The following is a 21,335-nucleotide window of genomic DNA, read 5'->3' as shown; positions in this document are numbered from 1 at the left end:
CATGTCATACGCAAGTGAGGTCAAAAAGGAGTTAACTTCTTTGACCGTTCACCGAGATAACGCCAAGGCTGAATTGATGGCCCTGATTAGGATTAATGGTTCCCTTTCAATTTCAAATCACCATTTTGTTTTGAATGTTTCATCAGAAAATCCTGCAATTGCCAGGAGAATGTACAAATTACTTTCCAAATTTTACGGGATTACAGGTGAGCTGAGCGTTCGCCGTAAGATGAAACTCAAGAAAAATAACCTATACATTTTGAGAGTTGAAAATAAAGCGACCCAATTGTTGGACGACCTGGGTATTTTTGATGGGGCGTCAATCGTTGAGCGGGTGCCGAGTCACATGCTGACGGAAGATTCGCAGATTCGTTCATATTTGCGGGGCGCATTTCTTGCCAGCGGATCGGTTAACAATCCAGAGACCTCAAGATATCATTTGGAGATCTATTCACTGTATGAAAACCACAATGAAATGATTGCCGAAATGATGAATAAGTATCATTTAAAGGCCAGAACCACTCAGCGTCGAAGTGGCTACATTACGTACCTCAAGGAAGCCGAAAAAATTGCCGACTTTTTGCAGCTGATTGGCGCAACTAGTTCGATGTTGAAATTTGAGGACATCCGGATTGTGCGTGATATGCGGAATTCAGTTAATCGTTTGGTTAACTGCGAGAACGCCAATTTGAATAAGGTGGCCAACGCAGCCAGCAAACAGATTGAAAACATTAAAATGATTGATGAGATGGTTGGACTGAACAAATTGAACCCTAAATTGGCGCAGGTCGCCAGAGCCAGACTCAAACATCCCGAAGTCAGCTTGAAGGAATTGGGTGACTTGGTAGAAGGCGGTCCAATCTCAAAGTCCGGGGTCAATCATCGCTTGAGAAAAATTAATGAATATGCTGGCAAGTTATCCCAAGGACTCGAGCCTGAACTATAAGCTTTAGCGAGATTGCTGAAATCGGTAAACAGTTCCACCTGGTCTGGTAAATCGTTTCTGGGCGCTATTCAGTAAGGTTTTCTGTAATTAAAGCCAACAAATTTAAAATTTGAATCACAAAACCCGCGGCAAGTTCCAAAACATCAAGTTTTGGCTTGTCGCGGGTTTTAGTTTGAACTCGGATAAATTCATTATTCATTTGTCAGATATTTTTGGAATTTATTTAAACGGTTTAACCTTCACTCACTCTCAAAACACAAGCACCACGGATATCTCCTCGTGAAACATATTTAAGGGCTTCATCGGCTTTTGCCAGTGGGTATTCGGTGACTTCTGGATGAATGTTCAGACGATCTGCCAATGTTAAGAATTCTTCGCCATCACGACGGGTGTTACTTTCAACACTGGTTAAATTCTTTTCGTGGAAGATATGGGTTGGGTAGCTCATTTGCGGGATGTCAGTTGAATGAATGCCTGCCATTGCTAATGTGCCACCTGGCTTCAATGCTTCCATGGCTTTTGGTACCACGTCACCAACAGGGGTGTAGTTGATTGCCGAATCCAATTTAACTGGTGGCATATCGTAAGTTCCCCGGGCAGAAGCAGCACCCAGTTGCAGCGCAAATTTTCTGGCATCTTCACCACGAGTTAAGACATGGACCTCAATTCCCTGCTTCATGGCAATTTGAGCAGTCAGATGGGCAGAACCGCCGAATCCGTACAAGCCCAACGTGCCACCCGCTGGAACGTTTGCCCGTTCGTAAGCCCGGTAGCCGATAATCCCTGCACAAAGTAGTGGGGCGGCTGTTAGTGAGTCAAAACGAGCGGGAATTCGATAAGCAAACCCTTCAGGAACAGTCACATATTCTGCATAACCACCATCGTGATCCCAGCCAGTGTATAAGGAATTGGGGCAGAGATTTTCACGTCCAGAGCGGCAGTACTCACAGACACCGCAGGTCCAGCGCAACCACGGAATGCCAATTCGGTCGCCTAATTTGAATCGCCGGGTTTCGTCACCCATTTTAACGACTCGGCCAACGATTTCATGGCCTGGTGTTAAATGTTCTTTGTGAACTGGCAGATCACCTTCAGTAACGTGCAGATCTGTGTGGCAAACCCCACACGCAATTACTTTTACTAAGACTTCGCCTCGTTTAGGCTGCGGCACAGGTTTGGTTGTATAACGCAAAGGTGAAACATCACCATTAATTGATCCAGGTTTGACGATTTCCCAAGCCTTCATTTCTGTGGGGATTGTTTCCTCAGTGGTTTTCGATGTTTGTTCTTTAGTTGTATTTGCATCCATATTCATGGCCTCTATTCGTAAATCCATCATGTTAATTTATTAACTAACTACGACTTCATTTTAGTCGGTCATTTCAGTTTTATCAATCAGGTGCATTTTTGCTATTAAGTGGTCGGGATCTGCCGATTGCCACACGTTTCAGCTGAATAGCAAGGGACCACAAAAAGAGGTTGGGATAAAAGCTTTTACACTTTTATTCCAACCTCTTTTGAAATGTCGAACAAAATTCAATTAACTAACTGAATTATTGTTTCTCTGAACTGCTGGTCATGATGCCATCCAAAAGTCCATAATCAACGGCTTCTTGAGCAGTGAGGTAATTATCACGCTCAGTATCCTTGTTGATCTTTTCAATTGGTTGACCTGAATTCTCGGCTAAGAGATTATTGATCATCTTACGAGCTTTGAGAATTTCTTCGGCAGCAATTTCGATTTCAGTTTGTTGACCTTGAGCACCACCAGATGGTTGGTGAATCAAGACTTGTGCATGTGGCAAAGCAAAACGCTTGCCCTTTGCTCCAGAAGAAGCAAGGACAGAAGCCATTGATGCTGCCATTCCCATTACGATGGTTTGAACGTCTGATTTAACAAAGTTCATTGTATCGTAGATGGCCATGCCTGAGGTGATCACACCACCAGGTGAGTTGATGTAAAGGTAAATATCTTTTTCTGAGTCTTGAGCATCCAAGAAAAGTAATTGGGCAATAATCGCATTAGCCATGTCGTCTTCAATAGGACCTGACAACATAATAATACGGTCTTTTAGCAAACGTGAATAAATATCATACGCACGTTCACCGCCTGCGGATTGTTCAATGACGGTTGGCACTAAATTCATTCAAGATGCCTCCTTATAGGTTTTATGAAAGATGGCTTGCACCAAGTTCATGTTAATATAATAGTTTATTGGTCAAAAAAGGTCAAATGTTTTGCTCACGTTCCATCGATGATTTGATAAGGGGTTCTCGGTAAAGGCCAAGAACCAAAATGCTTATTATAAGAAAGCGGATTCAATCGTGATACAATAACAGTAACAAGCAAATATCGGATCGGAGGATATGCTATGAGAACTCACCACATTTCATTACTGACTAAAGATGCTCAGCAAAATATTGATTTTTATACCCAGGTTTTAGGGATGCGTCTCGTTAAAAATACTGTTAACCAGGAAAATATTCGAATCCGTCATTTATTTTACGGGGATTATCTCGGAACACCGGGATCAGTCGTCACTTTCTTTGTGGTGCCCTTATTAGGTCACCGAACTGATGGCAAACATTTCTTCAATAACATTAAGTTATCGATCCCTAATGGCAGTCTTGGTTTTTGGAAGGATCGTTTGGCAACTCACTCAGTTGAAACTGAAAGTATTGAAAATGGCCTTGTTTTTTCTGACCCAGACAATGTTGAAGTGAAACTATTGCAAACTCCAGAAATACTGACTGACATGCGAGTGGTTCCTGACAATGGGATTCCTGCGGAGAAACAGATTACCCATCTAATGGGAACTGAGCTTCACGTTCCAGATCCCGAAGCAACCAGCGCCTTTTTCCACAATTGGCTTGGAATTCCAGTGGATAATAACGTGGTCGCATTAGAAGATGGCCAGTCAATCGAACTGTTTGAAAGCGATCAGCAGGATGTTCGAACACGATTTGGCAGGGGCAGTATTGACCACTTTGCCATCCAGGCGCCTACCAAGGCGGATCTCTTCAGGTTCTGGGATATCGCCAAAGAGCAGCATCTGAACATTGAGGAATACGCCGATCGTGGCTGGTTCAAGAGTTTGTATGTCCGCGATCCCGGCGATAATCGAATTGAGATTGCGACAACCACGCCGGGCTTTAGCCTGGAAGAACCAATCCTAACCATGGGACAAGGGTTATCACTGCCGCCAAAGTTTGAATCTCAGCGGCAAGAAATCATGGACTTTTACGCTAAGGAGGGTGTTGATTTCACTGAAGGTGTTAGAGAACCAACATCCGTACCAGATTAAAAATAAGAGAGTGAGAAAACGGGCGCTTTGATCCCAGAATTTAAGGGAATAAATCAATTATTTCCGGTTCTGGAATGGTTGGTTTATTCCCTTAAATGGCCGGGATCAGCCGATTTGAACACGTTTTGACTAAGTAATATTGGAACCACAAAAAAGAGGCTGGAGCAAAAGTTAACACTTTTGTTGCAGCCTCTTTTGATGGGTACATTGTGAAGCATTATCGTGACCTTGAAATCCATCGGTCTTATCAGGAAGTTGTGAGATAATCTCAGTAAAACTATATCCGTTGGCTTCCAAATCCGCACTTTAAAATGCGCCCGGGGGGAATCGAACCCTCATTTCAAGAACCGGAATCTTACGTGCGATCCATTACACTACGGGCGCAACTTACTATACCAATATACTAGAAAGTGAGAACTTTTTCAAGAACAAAGAAAAATTGATCGTGAAAACGTTTACTAAATTCAATTGCATTGTAATTATTTGGTGGTCTGCTATACTTGAATTTGGGTAATATTTATGGTTACTCGATGCATACTTTGAACTTTTGTTCACAATGTGCTGACTTTGTTTTCATTTCGTGGTACGATTAAGTTTGTACTGTGTATTAATATTTTCTTATTTCCTAAAGGAGGAAAACTTAGTATGACTGTAAAGATTGGTATTAACGGTTTTGGCCGAATTGGTCGTTTGGCTTTCAAACGGATTCACGAATTGCACTCCGACGAAATTGAAGTGGTTGCAATTAACGATTTGACCACTCCATCAATGTTGGCTTATTTATTGAAGTATGATTCAACCCATGGACGTTTCCCTGGTGATGTTTCATCAACTGACAAGGGCATCGTGGTTGACGGTAAAGAAATTCCTGTATACTCAGAAAAAGATGCTGCTAACCTTCCTTGGGTAAAGAATGATGGTGTTGACTACGTACTTGAATGTACTGGTTTCTACACTTCAGAAGAAAAAGCTCAAGCACATATCAAGGCTGGTGCAAAGCGTGTCTTAGTTTCAGCTCCTGCTGGTGCTGTTAAGACTGTTGTTCCTGGTGTTAACTTGGATATCCTTGATTCCAGTGATGTGATCGTTTCAGCTGGTTCATGTACTACTAACTGCTTGGCACCAATGCTTTACTTCTTGAACAAAGACTTCGGTGTTAAAGTTGGTACCATGACTACTGTTCATGCATTCACTGCATCACAACAAATTCTTGATGGTCCTAAGACTAAGAAGCGTCGTAACAACCGTACCGCTAGTGCCAACACTATTCCTCATTCATCAGGTGCTGCTAAAGCTATTGGCTTGGTTATCCCTGAACTTGATGGAAAAGTTATGGGTCACGCACAACGTGTTGCCGTTGTTGATGGTTCATTAACTGAATTGGTTACTGTACTTGACAAGAAAGTTACAGCTGACCAAGTTAACGATGCTATGAAGAAACATACTGAAAACAACGAAGCATTTGGTTACAATGCTGACGAAATCGTTTCATCAGATATCATTGATGATCCTCATGGTTCAGTATTTGACCCAACTCAAACTGAAGTTACTACTGCCGGTGACAACCAATTAGTTAAGACTGTTGCTTGGTACGATAACGAATGGGGCTTCACTTGCAACATGGTTCGTACCTTGTTGAAGTTTGCTTCACTTTAATAATTAATTTATTGCAATCGGCGGAGGAGGGCGTCTTCTCCGTCTTTTGTTATCTATCTATGTTCTACAAATCACAATCAAATGATTTTGGGAGGTTTCCAAATTGGCAAAATTAACTGTTTCTGATTTAAATCTCGAAGGCAAAAAAGTACTGATGCGTGTCGACTTTAACGTTCCTATTAAAGATGGCGTTATTGGTGACGACAACCGTATTCAAGCTGCCTTACCTACTATCAAATACGTCTTGGATCACAAAGGCAAAGCAATTCTTTGCTCACATCTTGGCCGAATTAAGAAGGAAGACGACAAGAAGGGCTTGTCATTGCGCCCAGTTGCAGAACGTCTTTCCAACTTGTTGAACAAGCCGGTGATCTTCGTTCCAGTTACTGAAGGCAAACAACTTGAAGATGCCATCAACAAGATGGAAGACGGCAGTGTTCTCTTATTTGAAAACACTCGTTATGAAGATGTTGTTAATGGCGAATACGTTAAACGCGAATCCGGTAATGATCCTAAATTAGGTGAATACTGGGCTTCACTTGCTGACGAATTCATTAACGATGCTTTTGGTACTGCTCACCGTTCCCACGCTTCAAACGCTGGAATTGCTGAAGCAATGCACAAAGATGGCAAGCCAGTTGCTGCCGGTTTCTTAATGGAAAAAGAAATCCAGTTCTTGGGTGAAGCTGTTAATAATCCAAAGCGTCCATTTGTTGCCATCCTTGGTGGTGCCAAAGTTTCAGACAAAATTGGTGTGATTGACAACTTGCTCGACAAAGCTGACAAGATTATCATCGGCGGTGGAATGACTTATACATTCTATGCTGCTAAAGGCATCAAGATTGGTGACTCACTGATTGAAAAAGATAAGATCGATGTTGCCAAGAAGATCCTTGAAAAGGGTGGCGACAAGATCGTTCTCCCTACTGACAACGTTGTTGCTAAAGAATTCAAGAACGATGCAGAACACAAAGTAGTTGAAGGTGACATTGACGATGGCTGGATGGCTTTGGATATTGGTCCTAAGTCAATCGAAGCATTCGAAAATGTTCTTAAAGATGCCAAGACCGTTGTTTGGAATGGCCCAATGGGTGTCTTTGAAATGCCTAACTATGCTCAAGGAACCCTTCGTATCGGTAAATTCCTTGGTACATTAAGCGATGCAACCACAATTGTTGGTGGTGGTGATTCAACTGCCGCTGTTAAGCAATTAGGTGTTGCTGACAAATTGACTCATATTTCTACCGGTGGTGGTGCTTCACTTCAATATCTTGAAGGTAAAACACTTCCTGGTATTGCAGCCATTGATAACAAGTAGTATTGAAAGAGCCCGCTTTTTAGCGAGCTCTTTTTATTTTATTAAAAATTGGTATAGGAGAAAAATGTGGCTTTTGAAACCGGTTTTAGTTACAATGGCATTAAGCTAAAAAATGTAAAGGATGATTCTTATGAGAATTCCGTTCGTGGCGGGTAACTGGAAAATGAATTTATCGGTTGCAGAAGCAGTCAAATTTCTTCAAGAGATTAAAGGCAAATTGCCTGATCCAAAGACGACTGAAACCTGTATCGCCGCCTCACCGCTGTTTTTAGAGAGCATGGTGCAGGAAAATGGGGATTCCCCACTGATTATTTCCGCTGAAAATTGTTTTTATGAAGATGAGGGTGCCTATACGGGTGAAACCAGCCCAAAAGCACTTTATGAGATGGGCGTCACTCACACCATTATTGGTCATTCTGAGCGGCGAAAGTATTTTAACGAAACTGATGACATCATCAATAAAAAGGTTCATGCAGCATTTCGTAACAAATTAACCCCAATTATTTGTTGTGATGAAACCATGAGTCGGCGAGAATCTGCTGATCGTATTTCCTGGGTGGTTAGTCAGGTTACCAACGCACTCCAGTCAGTGACACCTGAACAAGCCGAAAAAATTATTGTGGCCTATGAACCCAGCTGGGCAATCGGTAGCGGTAAGACTGCCAGCAGTGATGAAGCCGAGGAAGGATGCTACCTGATTCGCCAAACCATCGCTGATTTGTACGGTGATGACATCGCTGATCAGGTTCGGGTTTTATACGGCGGCAGTGTCAATGATGAGAATGCAGATGATATTTTGTCACAGACTGATATTGATGGCGTTTTAGCTGGTGGTGCAAGCTTGAAGCCGGATTCATTCTTAAATCTTGCAAACTTTTTGCAAAAATAGTTAAATTCACTGATTTATGTTGAAAGTTCGGTCGGAAACTAATAGAATTGGAGTTGAACCTTGTACAAAAGGTCACAACTTTCGCTAAGGAGAGAAAAAAACATGTCAATTATTTCTGATATTTATGCTCGTGAGGTTCTAGACTCTCGTGGTAACCCAACTGTAGAAGTTGAATTATATACTGAAGCAGGTGCAATGGGCCGTGGAATCGTTCCTTCAGGTGCTTCAACCGGTGAACACGAAGCTGTTGAACTCCGTGATGGTGACAAGGATCGTTACATGGGCAAGGGCGTTACCAAAGCCGTTGACAACGTTAATAACATCATCGCTAAAGAAATTGTTGGCTACGATGTTACCGACCAATTGGCTATTGATAAGGCCATGATCGAATTGGATGGTACTCCAAATAAGGGTAAGTTAGGTGCTAACGCTATTTTAGGTGTTTCATTAGCTGCTGCCCGTGCTGCTGCTGACGAATTGGAAGTTCCATTGTACAACTACCTTGGTGGTTTCAATGGTCATTTGCTTCCAACACCAATGTTGAACGTTATCAATGGTGGTAAGCATGCCAACAACAAGGTTGATTTCCAAGAATTCATGATCATGCCTGTTGGTGCCCCTACTATCAAAGAAGCTATTCGTTGGAGTTCTGAAACATTCCATAACTTAAAGAACTTGTTAAACGAACGCGGTTACTCAACTGCTGTTGGTGATGAAGGTGGATTTGCACCTGATTTGAAGAACAACGAGGAACCATTTGAAATCCTTGTTGAAGCTATCCAACGTGCAGGTTACAAGCCAGGTAAAGACATTGCCATTGCCTTTGACTGTGCAGCATCAGAATTCTACAACACTGAAACTAAGAAGTACGACTTGAAGGGTGACGGAAAGTCATACACTGCTGATGAATTTGTTACTTTGCTTGAAAGCATCGTTGACAAATACCCAGTTATTTCAATCGAGGATCCTCTTGATGAAAACGAATGGGCTGATTGGCAGATGGCTACTAAACGCCTTGGCAAGAAAGTTCAAATCGTTGGTGATGATTTGTTCGTTACTAACACTGATTACCTTAAGAAAGGTATCAAGATGGGCGTTGCCAATGCTATCTTAATCAAGCTTAACCAAATCGGTACTTTGACTGAAACTGTTGAAGCCGTTGAAATGGCCAAAGAAGCAGGTTACACTGCTATCATTTCACACCGTTCTGGTGAAACTGAAGATACTACTATCGCTGACTTGGTTGTTGGTCTCAACGCTGGTCAAATCAAGACTGGTTCAATGAGCCGTGGCGAACGTATCGCTAAGTACAACCAATTGATGAGAATTGAAGACCAACTCGGTGACGTTGCCGATTACAAAGGAATTCACTCATTCTACAACTTGTCAGAGCAAGCACGTCAAGATATTTTGAACAAGTAATTTTAAAAAAGTCGCTTAGGCGGCTTTTTTTATACATAAAAAGCCCTCATTTTTGCGTAAGTATAATTTATAACACAAATATGGAGGTTTTAGTTTTGAAAAAGGCAATTTTATTATCGATTTCATTAGGCGTTTTGGGATTTGCGAGTCCGTTGGTGCATGAGCAGGTGGTGAGTGCGGAGACAGTTTCGAATGGATCAGTTGTTCCCAATGATCGACAGATTAAAGTTACTAAAGAATTCTATGCTAGAACGATAAATGGAAATGAACAGCACTTAAAATCAGTAAATGTTACCTTAGAATTAACAGAAGATGGCAAGTTACATGTTCCGGTTGAACCTGGATTCACTACCAAACAGTCTGTAATATCGCCTTCAAACGGAACTAAGAAGAAAATTGACATTAGGTATGATGGCGTACCAGCAGTGGTCACCGTCCATTACAATGACGAGAATGGGAACAAGATTGTAGAAGATCACGCTTTTAAGAAAGGCACAGTTAACGGGAATTATGTAATTTCTGGAGGATATAGTGTGTTTCCAGGATACGAGATTGTCAATTCTGACTTATTGAATGGCAAAATTCTATCTGATAATTTCGATGTTAACTTGATTTATCGGAATTTAGATCCTATTAAATCTCAAGTTATAAGTAGTTCTGTGGCTGGAGCTGATAACGAACTTCCAGTTCAAGATGAAAAAGTATTCCCAAGTAGCAAAACTGAAAATAATTTGATTACAACAGGCGAAGTGAAGCCGGAACATACTTCAGATGCTACACCTTCAGATCCAGGCAGTGAGGACTTGATTGAGAAACACAATACTAATCCAAAAAAAGATACTGTTGATAATGCATCTAAGGCGACAGCAAATGTAGACAACACAGTAGGACAAGAAACGAATGACCGCGAATTAAGTGGAAAAAATGTACCAGATTCAAAAACTGACATTGCGGGTGATTCAAGTACAGCAAATGGTGACAGTACCCCTGCAGATACTAAAAAGAATCTGCTTCAACAATTGCCTTCCGCCAAAGATGAATCACAATCCATGCATGATAAACATGAAGCGACAAATGATGTCTCAAAGAATGTATCAGCAGATAGGGATACAGTAATTGAAACACCAATCCCGACCAAGGATGGGAAAGAAACAGGGCATTCTGAGGCTCCAAAGCTTGTTGATAATAACAATCATGAAGCCCCAGAAGCCCAGAAAACAGCCCCTGAAAAGGTGACAAATGCCCCAGCCAAAACAACAAACAAGCCATCTTCAAACAATGGAGCAGTCAAAACACCTGAACCTGATAAAAAGGCTAAAACAAAGACTTCAGAAGAAACAAAAACCAAGGCCAAAGATAACACTGATCTCAAAGAATCTGATCACTCTTTAGAAAAGAAAGATGAAGCCCAAGAAACGGCTAAAGCATCTCAAACGGCTGAATCTTATCAACTTCATGGCATTGATTCCCAAGGGAATTCACTCTTTAATAAAACTGTCCGATTAACACCAAATGAAGCGACCAATTTCCGCACAAAGAACATTGAATTCTATGGATATGAGCTGCAATCAACTGATTTGAATACTCATGCCAAAGTACTGACGTTGCACTATACCGCTAAGAAGGTCACCTTCAACATTGTCAACGTTGATCAAGACGGTAAAACGCTGTCCAAAGACACGATTCAGCTGGATTTTGGCCAGACAAAGACTTATACCGCGAAATTCATTCCGGGATACCAAGCAGAGCTGGCATCCAAAGAATTGAATGCTGATAACCTGATGCCTGAAGAAGTTCGATTTACCTACACTAAATTAGCTGATTCATCCAAACAGCTTGCGCAGGAGAAACATAGCGTGGCGGCTAAACAAACGGACAGCAAACACAAACATGGTCATGGAGATAAGGGTGACACAGCAGACAGTCATCAACTTCATGACAAAGACGAAGTCGTTCACACGGACGGAGCCACTCAAGAAAAGCTACCACAAACCGGTGAACACAACTCATACTTCACCATTTTGACTGGAGTTGCCCTTCTAATCGGATTAGTCGGCAAAAAACTTTTTAAACGACTCAATTGATTATGATATGATGGATATCAGAAATAATTAGAGGATGAGTGAATTGCAAGTTAGAGGAAGTTATCGACTGTCCCAAGTAAAAACAATTTCAAATGGTATTATCATCGGTGTTTTAGCTGGATCGGCGGTTTCCATGTTTCGTTGGTCGATTGGGCATATGACCGATTTTATGCGCTATTTGTACGTCAATTCGATTCATCATTTGCCATTTTTGCTATCGGTAATCGTGATTAACATTATCATCGGATTGATAGTGGGGTGGTTATTAAAACAGCAGCCAGACATTAAAGGCTCAGGAATTCCCCAAGTTGAAGGTCAATTGTTAGGTGAGGTTGATTATGGCTGGTGGGCAATTTTGTGGCGAAAATTTATCGGCGGTATCCTGGCAATCGGTAGTGGTCTATATCTTGGCCGAGAAGGCCCCTCAATTCAGCTGGGCTCAACTTTAGGGCAGGGAGTGGCCCACTTTACCAAGCAAGTCGGTTTCGACCGTCAGGTACTCATATCCAGTGGTGCGGCTGCTGGGCTCAGCGCTGCATTTAACGCACCGATTGCCAGCACACTCTTTGTTCTTGAAGAAATTTATCATAACTTTTCTACGAATATTTGGATTGTTTCTCTCACTTCTGCGGTGACTTCAGACATGGTTGCGACCTATGTGTTTGGTCTCAAGCCAGTCCTTTATATGCAGAGTACGCCGTTACCGCTTAAATACTTTTTGTGGGTCGTCGTCCTTGGAATTGTCCTAGGTGTTTTAGGGCGTTTGTATCAAATGGTGATCCTGCGAATGGGCCAGTGGTACAGTCACACGCATATTCCGTGGTATTTTAACGGCATTATCCCGCTATTATTGGTCATTCCATTAGGTGCTTTTTTCCCGCACTTGTTGGGTGGCGGCAGTGACATCATTTTACGGCTAAGTTCTGCCAATTATCCGACTTTGATTCTATGCCTATACTTTCTGATTCGATTTATTTTTTCGATGATTTCTTATGGAAGTGGGTTACCTGGCGGCATCTTTTTGCCAATCCTTTGCTTAGGTGGCTTGATCGGCGCAATTGTTGGCAGTATTGCCGTTCATCTTGGCTTGATGAGTCCGCTATATTTTTCAAGTTTCATTATCATGGGGATGGCGGGCTACTTTGCCGCAATTAGTAAGGCACCGTTCACGGCGATCCTTTTAATCACTGAGATGGTTGGTACTTTGACCCATCTACTTGGTCTGGCAGTTGTGTCGTTAATCGCATACGGCGTTTTAGACATGTTAAACGGCAAACCGGTGTATTACTCGATGCTTCAACAGCTCTTAAAAGTGCAGACGAAGATGAATTTGGGCCGAACTGCCGAAATTATGGAGACCGTTTATGCCGGATCGGCCATGGATGGCAAAATTGTTCGGCAGATCAAGTGGCCGGTTGGATCTTTACTGACTAAGATTCAACGCAATGGTGTCGAAATTGTGCCTGCTGGTGACACTTTGATTCGTTGGGGTGATACGCTTTTTATCAACGTGTCAACTAAGAACCAACACGCAATTACGCAACAAATTCTGACCCTAACGACAGAAACTTAACCCCAAAAGGTAGCGAATTCTGCTATAATGTGTTAGTTTAGTAAGAGTAGTATTAAGCCGATTTAACGGTAGGAGGCTATCAACGTGTACAACTTTTTGTTAACATTATTACTGATTGACTGTGTATTGATAACAATCGCGGTATTAATGCAACCATCAAAGACTAATGACGCCATGTCCGCCTTAACTGGTGGGGCCGATGACTTGTTTGCAAAGCAGAAGCCACGTGGCTTTGAAGCATTCATGCAAAAAACTACACTTGTTTTAGGGATTATTTTCTTTCTCTTAGCACTTGCATTAGTTTGGATATCATCTCATTAGTATTCAATCCTCCTGTTTAAATGCAGGAGGATTTTTATTATAATTGAATAGGTGGACATGAAAGGATGGGTGCTATGCAAACACCAGTCAAATCTTTTTATTTTGAACACGGACCCAAAGCAATTATTTTATTACACGCCTTTGCGAGTGGTCCGGTTGACGTTCGAATGCTGGCAAGGTATTTGGAACGTCAGGATTACACAGTCTATGCACCGATGTTTACGGGGCATGGGACTGCTGACTTTACTGATATTTTGATTCAAGGAACGCCGGAACGTTGGTGGAATGATGCAAAACGAGCGGTTCAATTCCTAAAAGATAAGGGATATACCCAAATTAGTATCTTTGGGATTTCTCTGGGTGGCATTTTTGCAGCTAAAGCCTTGGAGAACGATCCTTCACTGCTTGGCGGTGGTTCATTTGGATCCCCAATTGTTAGGAAACGTCAGTTTAGCGTCCATAATACCTTCATGCAAATGGCCAAAGCAAACTTTGTTCAATATGATACCAATGAAGCGATTATGAATTCAAAACTCAAGTGGCTTGATGAAAATATTGATATACTATTAGGGAAGATTGCCGATTTCACGATTGACGTTGCAAAAGATTTACCAAATATCCATCAGCCTTATTTCATTGGGCAAGGATTAAGCGATGAAATTGTTAATCCTGAAAGTGCCAAGTCTTTGCGGGATGGATTGGTTAACAGCCAAGTGAGTTATCACGAATATCCAAATGCCGGCCACATGATTACCGTCAACACTGCGCACAAGCAGCTTGAGGCCGACTTAACCGAGTTTTTAACACAACTTTATGAATAATAAGAGGAATATAGATTGCAAGATAATGATTTGAAAAATCAAATAGAAAACGTTCTCCGGACATATCCAGACAACGTGTTTACTGTCGAGAAAATTGCTGACGTCTTAAGATCGCATGGCTCAGCAGCCTTTAAGCTGATTGTGCAGGAATTGGCTTCTTTGGAACGCGATAAAGTAGCTGTCGTCACTGAAGACGGCAAATTCCAGTTGAATCCGGATAAACAAAAATTGTCAGGAACTTTCCATGCTAATGACAAGGGATTTGGTTTTGTTGCCTATGATGAAACTGCGCCCGATGCTTATATTGCACCGGATAATACCATGAATGCCTTGAATGGTGATACGGTCGAAATGGAAATTGTCCGGCCAGCTCAACCTGGTTCCGATCGAGGACCAGAAGGCAAGGTTACTGGAATTGCTGAACACAAGTATACCCGCGTAGTTGGCCCATTTGAGAAGACCGATGACGACAAAGGTTACATTGGCCAGTTAACTCTAAACGATAAAAAAATTGCTAAATACAAGTTCTACATTAACGATGTTGGTTTGAAGCCAACGCCAGGTGAGGTTATTACTGCCCAGATCACTGAGTATCCGGACGTTAAACATCCTGATTACATGGTCGGAATTGCTGACGAAGTGATTGGTTCAGTTGACGATCCTGGAATTGATATTTTGCAGATCGTGTACGCGCACGACATCCCAGCTGAATTTCCTGAGGATGTTATTCAAGCTGCAGATGCGATTCCTGATCACGTCACTGAAGCTGAAAAAATTGGTCGTGAAGATATCACTGACCAAGACCTGGTCACGATTGACGGTGAATCTTCAAAAGATTTAGATGATGCTGTGACTGCCTGGAAATTGCCAAACGGCAACTACCATTTAGGTGTCCACATCGCTGACGTCAGCCACTACGTTCAACCTGGCAGCGCCATCGATAAGGAGGCATTTCGTCGTGGAACATCAGTTTATTTGACTGACCGGGTTATTCCAATGCTGCCAAGACGGTTATCAAACGGCATTTGTTCATTGAACGAAGGCCAATTGCGCCTATGTATGAGCTGTGAAATGGAAATCGATCAGTCTGGAAACATCATCAAGCACCGAATTCATCCAAGTTTGATGCGTTCAACTGCCCGAATGACTTATACGGCTGTTAACAATATTTTGGAGTCTCATGATCAAAAAACAATGGATCGCTATGAAAAATTAGTGCCAATGTTTGAAACCATGGGCGAACTCCATAAGATTTTGTACAAACATCGTAAAGCACGTGGGGCAATTGACTTTGACGATAATGAAGCAGAAATTATTGTTGACGAAAAGGGCCATCCAATTGACATTAAGCTTCGGGTTCGAGGCACTGCTGAACGAATGATTGAATCATTCATGCTGGCTGCCAACGAAACCGTTGCAAAACACTATTACGAAAAGCATGTTCCATTCATTTATCGGGTCCATGAAACGCCCGATGCTGATAGAATCAGGACCTTCTTTGAAACTTTGACAGCCTTTGGAATTAACGTGAAGGGTGATCCTGAACACGTGACACCAAAGACTTTGCAAAATGTTTTGAAAAAAGTCGCTGGTAAGCCTGAAGAAATGATGGTTTCGGTCATGTTGCTGCGGAGTTTGAAACAAGCTCGTTATGCTGACCAATCATTGGGTCACTTTGGTTTGGCCGCTCCGTTCTACACGCATTTCACATCACCAATTCGACGTTACCCAGACACAATGGTTCACCGTTTAATTCATTATTATGAAGATAACGGTATTAATGATGAAACCAAGAAGCGGTATGCCAACGTTTTGGATGAAATTGCCACTACAACTTCTCAATATGAACGTCGGGCAGTGGATGCCGAACGGGATACTGATTCCATGAAGAAAGCCGAATACATGAACGACCATCTGGGCGAAGAGTTCGATGGGGTTGTTAGTTCAGTGATGAAATTTGGCTTGTTTATCGAACTGCCTAATACCGTTGAAGGCTTGGTTCATATCAGTCGAATGAATGATGATTATTACCAGTATGTTGAGCAATTTATGGCACTGGTTGGTCGGAACACCCGAAGAACTTATAAGATGGGGCAGGCTATCAGAGTTAAAGTTGTCAATGTGGATGTCAAACAAAGTGCAGTTGACTTTGACATCGTTGATCCTGAGAAGACACCACAGAGTAACATGCTGCCTAAACGGACATACCATAATAACAACTATCATGGCAATAATGAACGCCATGGCAACTCGAACAATAATTCCCATTCCAATCACTCCAATAACAATAATCGTGGCAGAAACAACAACACCCACGGTAACAATGGACATCGGAGCCATAATAAACATTAAGCAGTAAGTGAGGTGATTTGATGGCCAAAGGGAAAAAGCAACACAACAATGATAATTTGATGGCCCAAAATAAAAAGGCCCGTCATGATTATTCGATTTCCGAAACATACGAAGCTGGCATTGTGTTGACTGGGACCGAGATCAAGTCCATTCGTGATCGACGAATCAACTTAAAAGATGGATTCGTTAAGATTCGAAATGATGAAGCCTACATGATGAACGTGCATATTAGTGAATATGCTCAGGGGAATCAGTTCAATCACGATCCACTCCGTAATCGAAAGTTGTTGCTGCATAAAAAACAAATTCGCAAATTGGCTCAAATTACTCAGGATAAAGGTGTCACAATTGTACCTTTGAAGGTGTACCTCAAGAATGGCTTTGCTAAAGTTTTAATTGGGGTTGCAACTGGTAAACATGAGTACGATAAGCGTGAAACCATCAAACGACGTGATCAAAAACGTCAAATTGAACGGGTTATGAAACATTATTAATTGAAGGTACACAAAAGCGATGAAACAGTTTGGCAATATGCCGGCTGATTCATCGCTTGTTTTATTTATTGTGGATTGTTTGAACATTGTCTCCTTGTAGCTTGGGTTTCACAGGCGCTTTATCCAAGACGCCAAGTTTCAACCGTGATGCATGTGCCAAAGATGGATGATTCAAAATTGAGGCAATCGCCAAGACTAATGGTTCGTGATTGGTGTCATCAATATCCATGATCCGAATCACTTGATCCGACTGACTGTAAGATTTAATTGTCGCGATTCGGTTGCGCCCATGCATAATCTGGTAAGTTTGTTTTTCTTGATTGCCGGTCACCAGCCAATTAATCCCATTAATAAAAATAGTAGTGTAGTGCATGGTAAAGTGAATGACGGAACTGCCGACAAATTGGTCCAGATAGTATAAATCAAACTTTGGCGTCATTCCGAGTGATTGCTGGCGAACAGTGGCAACGACCTCACCGGAAATTGAGTAAATCGAAAAAGTGTCGGAAATGAGGCCCCATTTTCCAACAATCAAATACTTTGTATCTCGATATTGATCGGTCACTTTAGTCGAGCGGGTGTGATCCAGCTCGGTTAAGTTAAGCTGTAATTTTCGACTCATAGACGCATTTCCTTTACTTGTATTATTTTCATTCTAACACGTTCTGAAATTATTTACTCTCGTGTTATTTTAAAAATGGTATGGTAGAATAAAACGTGAGGTGTTAGGAATGAAACCGTTTATAAAAAATGACTGGTGGGATGTTTTGAAGCCGGAATTTGAGAAAACTTACTATCAGCAGTTGCGCCAATTTTTAATATCAGAATATAAAACACAATATATTCATCCTGATATGAACCATATTTTTGAGGCGTTTCAGCTGACCCCTTTCAGCAAGGTGAAAGTCGTGATTTTAGGGCAGGATCCCTATCATGAACCTCATCAAGCACAAGGGTTGAGCTTTTCAGTGATGCCGGGTGTGAAGATTCCACCTTCACTACAGAATATTTATAAGGAGCTTCAGTCTGACCTCGGGATCAAGCCGGTTGCACACGGTGATTTGGAAAGTTGGGCCAAGCAGGGGGTTCTTCTTTTGAACTCGGTATTGACAGTTAGAAACGGCCAGGCCTTTTCTCATAAAGGCAAGGGTTGGGAACAGCTGACCGATGCCGCAATTCAAAAGCTTTCTGCTCGTGAAAAACCGGTTGTCTTTATTCTGTGGGGGAGAGCTGCCAGGGACAAAATTGCGTTGATTGATACCAATACCAACGTGGTGATTCAATCGGCCCATCCCAGTCCATTGTCCGCGCACAGAGGATTTTTTGGTTCGAAACCATTTTCGAAGACCAACGAAGCTTTGGAAGCAATGGGTGAGGAGCCAATTAACTGGCAACTGCCTGAAAAGGTATCGCAAACATCTTAGAATGATTTTGTAGAATTGGAGGATTTGTCATGGAATTATTTGAAAGTCTTAAGCAAAAGATCAAGGGTAAAAATATCAGTATCGTTTTCCCAGAAGGTGACGATGTCCGAATTCTTGGTGCAGCCAGCCGTCTGGCAAAGGATGGGTTGGTTAATCCAGTTATCCTGGGTGCCAAGGACACTGTTGAAAAAGTTGCTAAAGATGCTGACATTGATTTGGGCGACGTCGAAATCATCGACTACCTGAACCAACCAGCCGATCAAATTGATGAAATGGTTTCTGCCATCGTTGAGCGTCGTAAAGGTAAAACTGATGAAGCTAAGGCTCGCGATTGGCTGAAAGATCCAAATTACTTCGGAACCACTTTGGTTTACATGAACAAGATTAACGGGATGGTTTCCGGTGCCAATCACCCAACTGGCGACACGGTCCGTCCCGCATTACAAATTATTAAGACCAAGCCAGGAGTTAAATTAATCAGTGGTGCATTCATCATGCAAAAGGGTGACGAGCGGTACTTATTCGCTGATTGTGCCATTAACCTTGATCCTGATGCCAATGCATTGGCTGAAATTGCGGTTGAAAGCGGTAAGGTTGCCAAGACGTTTGATATCGACCCTAAAGTGGCCTTGCTGAGCTTCTCAACTAAAGGCTCTGCCAAGGGTGACATGGTCACTAAAGTTCAAGAGGCGACCAAATTAGCCCAAGAACAGGCTCCTGACATGGACATTGATGGTGAAATGCAGTTTGATGCTGCCTTTGTGCCAACTGTGGCTGAGAAGAAAGCCCCAGGTTCAAAAGTTGCTGGTAAAGCCACCGTCTTTGTCTTCCCAGAATTGCAATCAGGCAACATTGGTTACAAGATTGCCCAACGTTTTGGTGGATTTGAAGCTATTGGCCCAATCCTTCAAGGCTTGAACAAACCGGTTTCTGACCTTTCACGAGGCAGCAATGAAGAAGACGTTTATAAAGTGGCTATCATCACAGCTGCACAAGCATTATAATAACAATAAATAAACAGGATGGGATTGTGGTAGATGTTCGATGTAGCCGCAATCCTTCCTTTTTGAATGAGGTGATCGATTGACTAAGACGATAAGAGTTGACTCAGCAAATCAGACCATGGCCATTGGACAAAAGTTAGCGCAATATTTAGCTCCGCAAGATTTAATTTTGTTGGATGGCGATTTGGGTGCCGGTAAGACGACCTTTACTAAGGGGTTGGCAAAGGGACTGGGAATCACCCGACCCATCAAGAGTCCGACCTTTACGATTATTCGTGAATATCAGGATGGTCGGATCCCCCTGTACCACATGGATGTCTATCGCCTGGAAGAAGGCGGTGCTGATGACCTGGGCTTGGAAGAGTATTTTAACGGCGATGGTGTCAACGTGGTTGAATGGTCGAAATTTGTCGCTGATGAACTGCCCGATCATTACTTAAGAATTGTTTTTAGACGGGATGATTCTGAGGGTGATAACGTCCGTAAATTGACGTTTGAAGCCAAGGGAGACCGATTTGAAAAGATGATTGATGAAGTTCTTGGCGAATAAGCATAGAAAGTGAGTAATGATGTGGCAGAAGAAGTGAATTTTCGGCTGGCAGAACCAAGTGACGGCCAAGCAGTTTTGGACCTGCTAAAAGTTCTGCAAGGTGAATCCGACACATTTTTAGTTGATTCAGATTTGGATGAAATTACGGGTCAAGATGAAGCCCAACAGATCAACTTAATTAACCATTCCAAAACGAATTTGATGGCCGTCGCAACCTATGGTGAAGAACTGATTGGTATCGTGACGGTGGATAACATTGCCGATGGGATTGGTGAAGTTGGCCTTGCTGTTTTGGCCGGCTACCAGGGTTATTCAATTGGAACCAATTTGATGGAATTGGTCATTGACTGGGGGACAGCCTTTAGTTCTTTGGACAAACTTGTCCTGACCGTTTTTTCTGAGAATCAGCCAGCGATCCATGTCTATCACAAAGTTGGTTTTCATGATACTGACGTGCAACTGCAAGATGGTCGTGAATCTATAAAGATGGAATTGGCTATAGCAAAAAAGGATTGAAAATTTGATTTTCAGTCCTTTTTATATTGCTTTGACAAATGGCCGCAGCATTTCACTGCCGAATTGCTGTTGCTCTGTTAATAAAATATTGCCACAGGCAACACTGTCATCCAGGGCATTGTGGTGATGTTCCAACACAATATTTAATTTATCACAGAGCGTATTTAATTTATGATTTTCCAAGTTGGGATAAAATTGTTTGGAAGTTCGCAACGTATCTAACGTCAAATAGTGTGGCGGTGTAACTGCATAACGTTCCAAAGTGCGTTTTAAGACACTGTTATCAAAGGATGCGTTATGGGCAATCACTAATTTATTCGCCGTAAATAACGGTTGGATGTGCGCCCAAACTTCGGGAAAAGTTGGCGCATCGGCCACGTCTCGTTCATGGATTCCATGGACGTTGATGTTTCGCCAGCTGAATGCCATCTCAGGATTAATCAACGAATAAAATTCATGCGTGATTTGATTGTTTCTGACAATTGCCAGTGCGATCGAACAAGCACTGGCCCGTTTTGCATTTGCGGTTTCAAAATCCATCGCAACAAAATTCATATTTTTCACCTCAAGTTAATCACATTGTACAAAGATCGGCTGGAAAACGCAACCAGAGTGCATCTCAGGTATCAGTGCCCATAGACGGCCGTTTTCGTGGTAAAA

The 21,335-nt window shown here is 42.2% G+C and carries 20 protein-coding genes and 1 tRNA gene; 16 read left to right on the top strand and 5 right to left on the bottom strand.

Annotated features, from left to right (window positions below; all coding sequences use genetic code 11):
* Position 1 precedes the first annotated feature (1 nt).
* Positions 2-946 (top strand): DNA-binding protein WhiA, encoded by a 945-nt coding sequence (gene whiA / locus FD05_RS10170; RefSeq protein ID WP_020280035.1) that lies wholly within the window; start codon positions 2-4, stop codon positions 944-946.
* Between the two features lie 232 nt (positions 947-1,178).
* On the opposite strand, the gene FD05_RS10165 is transcribed toward whiA, so the two are convergent.
* Both FD05_RS10165 and FD05_RS10160 read right to left on the bottom strand, forming a co-directional pair.
* Complete coding sequence (locus FD05_RS10165; protein ID WP_020280037.1) at positions 1,179-2,255, bottom strand: zinc-dependent alcohol dehydrogenase family protein; 1,077 nt, start codon at positions 2,253-2,255, stop codon at positions 1,179-1,181.
* A 244-nt stretch (positions 2,256-2,499) separates the two neighbouring features.
* Positions 2,500-3,093, bottom strand: coding sequence for an ATP-dependent Clp protease proteolytic subunit (locus tag FD05_RS10160; RefSeq protein WP_013728123.1), 594 nt, complete (start codon positions 3,091-3,093; stop codon positions 2,500-2,502).
* Between the two features lie 225 nt (positions 3,094-3,318).
* On the opposite strand from FD05_RS10160, the gene FD05_RS10155 reads away from it, so the two are divergent.
* A complete protein-coding gene (locus tag FD05_RS10155) occupies positions 3,319-4,251 on the top strand; it encodes a VOC family protein (RefSeq protein ID WP_020280038.1) in 933 nt (310 codons plus the stop codon).
* Positions 4,252-4,563: 312 nt separating this feature from the next.
* On the opposite strand, the gene FD05_RS10150 is transcribed toward FD05_RS10155, so the two are convergent.
* Positions 4,564-4,635: transfer RNA gene (locus tag FD05_RS10150), tRNA-Arg, on the bottom strand.
* Positions 4,636-4,896: 261 nt separating this feature from the next.
* On the opposite strand from FD05_RS10150, the gene gap reads away from it, so the two are divergent.
* The 10 genes from gap to smpB all read left to right on the top strand — a co-directional run bounded on the left by gap (position 4,897) and on the right by smpB (position 17,181).
* Complete coding sequence (gene gap, locus FD05_RS10145; RefSeq protein ID WP_020280039.1) at positions 4,897-5,907, top strand: type I glyceraldehyde-3-phosphate dehydrogenase; 1,011 nt, start codon at positions 4,897-4,899, stop codon at positions 5,905-5,907.
* Between the two features lie 103 nt (positions 5,908-6,010).
* On the top strand, positions 6,011-7,225 hold the full coding sequence (locus FD05_RS10140) for a phosphoglycerate kinase (RefSeq protein WP_020280040.1): 1,215 nt from the start codon (positions 6,011-6,013) through the stop codon (positions 7,223-7,225).
* Between the two features lie 130 nt (positions 7,226-7,355).
* Positions 7,356-8,114, top strand: a complete 759-nt coding sequence (gene tpiA / locus FD05_RS10135; protein WP_020280041.1) for a triose-phosphate isomerase — start codon at positions 7,356-7,358, stop codon at positions 8,112-8,114.
* Between the two features lie 102 nt (positions 8,115-8,216).
* Positions 8,217-9,536: a phosphopyruvate hydratase gene (gene eno, locus FD05_RS10130; RefSeq protein ID WP_020280042.1), complete on the top strand. Its 1,320-nt coding sequence runs from the start codon at positions 8,217-8,219 to the stop codon at positions 9,534-9,536.
* A 95-nt stretch (positions 9,537-9,631) separates the two neighbouring features.
* Entirely contained in the window at positions 9,632-11,620 is a 1,989-nt protein-coding gene (locus FD05_RS10125; RefSeq protein WP_020280043.1) for a MucBP domain-containing protein, read from the top strand.
* 34 nt (positions 11,621-11,654) lie between these two features.
* Positions 11,655-13,193, top strand: a complete 1,539-nt coding sequence (locus FD05_RS10120; RefSeq protein WP_223602372.1) for a ClC family H(+)/Cl(-) exchange transporter — start codon at positions 11,655-11,657, stop codon at positions 13,191-13,193.
* 84 nt (positions 13,194-13,277) lie between these two features.
* Positions 13,278-13,514 (top strand): preprotein translocase subunit SecG, encoded by a 237-nt coding sequence (secG, locus tag FD05_RS10115; protein WP_013728113.1) that lies wholly within the window; start codon positions 13,278-13,280, stop codon positions 13,512-13,514.
* 74 nt (positions 13,515-13,588) lie between these two features.
* A complete protein-coding gene (locus FD05_RS10110; RefSeq protein WP_020280046.1) occupies positions 13,589-14,335 on the top strand; it encodes an alpha/beta hydrolase in 747 nt (248 codons plus the stop codon).
* Positions 14,336-14,350: 15 nt separating this feature from the next.
* A complete protein-coding gene (gene rnr / locus FD05_RS10105) occupies positions 14,351-16,687 on the top strand; it encodes a ribonuclease R (RefSeq protein WP_020280047.1) in 2,337 nt (778 codons plus the stop codon).
* A 20-nt stretch (positions 16,688-16,707) separates the two neighbouring features.
* Positions 16,708-17,181, top strand: a complete 474-nt coding sequence (gene smpB, locus FD05_RS10100) for an SsrA-binding protein SmpB (protein ID WP_020280048.1) — start codon at positions 16,708-16,710, stop codon at positions 17,179-17,181.
* 61 nt (positions 17,182-17,242) lie between these two features.
* Here smpB and FD05_RS10095 read toward each other — a convergent pair whose 3' ends face one another.
* A complete protein-coding gene (locus FD05_RS10095; RefSeq protein ID WP_020280049.1) occupies positions 17,243-17,803 on the bottom strand; it encodes an LURP-one-related/scramblase family protein in 561 nt (186 codons plus the stop codon).
* 109 nt (positions 17,804-17,912) lie between these two features.
* Here FD05_RS10095 and FD05_RS10090 point away from each other — a divergent pair, with 109 nt between their 5' ends.
* The 4 genes from FD05_RS10090 to FD05_RS10075 all read left to right on the top strand — a co-directional run bounded on the left by FD05_RS10090 (position 17,913) and on the right by FD05_RS10075 (position 20,675).
* On the top strand, positions 17,913-18,605 hold the full coding sequence (locus tag FD05_RS10090) for a uracil-DNA glycosylase (RefSeq protein WP_020280050.1): 693 nt from the start codon (positions 17,913-17,915) through the stop codon (positions 18,603-18,605).
* 29 nt (positions 18,606-18,634) lie between these two features.
* Positions 18,635-19,609, top strand: coding sequence for a phosphate acetyltransferase (gene pta / locus FD05_RS10085; protein WP_020280051.1), 975 nt, complete (start codon positions 18,635-18,637; stop codon positions 19,607-19,609).
* Between the two features lie 79 nt (positions 19,610-19,688).
* The gene (gene tsaE, locus FD05_RS10080) at positions 19,689-20,159 is read left to right on the top strand and encodes a tRNA (adenosine(37)-N6)-threonylcarbamoyltransferase complex ATPase subunit type 1 TsaE (protein WP_020280052.1); all 471 of its coding nucleotides are present in this window, start codon (positions 19,689-19,691) and stop codon (positions 20,157-20,159) included.
* Positions 20,160-20,180: 21 nt separating this feature from the next.
* Positions 20,181-20,675, top strand: coding sequence for a GNAT family N-acetyltransferase (locus tag FD05_RS10075; protein ID WP_039932268.1), 495 nt, complete (start codon positions 20,181-20,183; stop codon positions 20,673-20,675).
* A gap of 21 nt (positions 20,676-20,696) precedes the next feature.
* Here FD05_RS10075 and FD05_RS10070 read toward each other — a convergent pair whose 3' ends face one another.
* Entirely contained in the window at positions 20,697-21,230 is a 534-nt protein-coding gene (locus FD05_RS10070) for a 3'-5' exonuclease (protein WP_020280054.1), read from the bottom strand.
* Positions 21,231-21,335: the final 105 nt, after the last annotated feature.

The organism is Lentilactobacillus otakiensis DSM 19908 = JCM 15040 (genome assembly GCF_001434145.1).
Lineage (GTDB): Bacteria > Bacillota > Bacilli > Lactobacillales > Lactobacillaceae > Lentilactobacillus > Lentilactobacillus otakiensis.
This window is presented reverse-complemented; position numbering and strand designations above follow the sequence as displayed.

Coding starts and splice junctions, on each gene's coding strand:
- whiA (WP_020280035.1), top strand. CDS start 2: ATGTCATACGCAAGTGAGGTCAAAAAGGAGTTAACTTCTTTGACCGTT.
- FD05_RS10165 (WP_020280037.1), bottom strand. CDS start 2,255: ATGGATGCAAATACAACTAAAGAACAAACATCGAAAACCACTGAGGAA.
- FD05_RS10160 (WP_013728123.1), bottom strand. CDS start 3,093: ATGAATTTAGTGCCAACCGTCATTGAACAATCCGCAGGCGGTGAACGT.
- FD05_RS10155 (WP_020280038.1), top strand. CDS start 3,319: ATGAGAACTCACCACATTTCATTACTGACTAAAGATGCTCAGCAAAAT.
- gap (WP_020280039.1), top strand. CDS start 4,897: ATGACTGTAAAGATTGGTATTAACGGTTTTGGCCGAATTGGTCGTTTG.
- tpiA (WP_020280041.1), top strand. CDS start 7,356: ATGAGAATTCCGTTCGTGGCGGGTAACTGGAAAATGAATTTATCGGTT.
- eno (WP_020280042.1), top strand. CDS start 8,217: ATGTCAATTATTTCTGATATTTATGCTCGTGAGGTTCTAGACTCTCGT.
- FD05_RS10120 (WP_223602372.1), top strand. CDS start 11,655: ATGAGTGAATTGCAAGTTAGAGGAAGTTATCGACTGTCCCAAGTAAAA.
- FD05_RS10110 (WP_020280046.1), top strand. CDS start 13,589: ATGCAAACACCAGTCAAATCTTTTTATTTTGAACACGGACCCAAAGCA.
- smpB (WP_020280048.1), top strand. CDS start 16,708: ATGGCCAAAGGGAAAAAGCAACACAACAATGATAATTTGATGGCCCAA.
- FD05_RS10095 (WP_020280049.1), bottom strand. CDS start 17,803: ATGAGTCGAAAATTACAGCTTAACTTAACCGAGCTGGATCACACCCGC.
- FD05_RS10090 (WP_020280050.1), top strand. CDS start 17,913: ATGAAACCGTTTATAAAAAATGACTGGTGGGATGTTTTGAAGCCGGAA.
- pta (WP_020280051.1), top strand. CDS start 18,635: ATGGAATTATTTGAAAGTCTTAAGCAAAAGATCAAGGGTAAAAATATC.
- FD05_RS10070 (WP_020280054.1), bottom strand. CDS start 21,230: ATGAATTTTGTTGCGATGGATTTTGAAACCGCAAATGCAAAACGGGCC.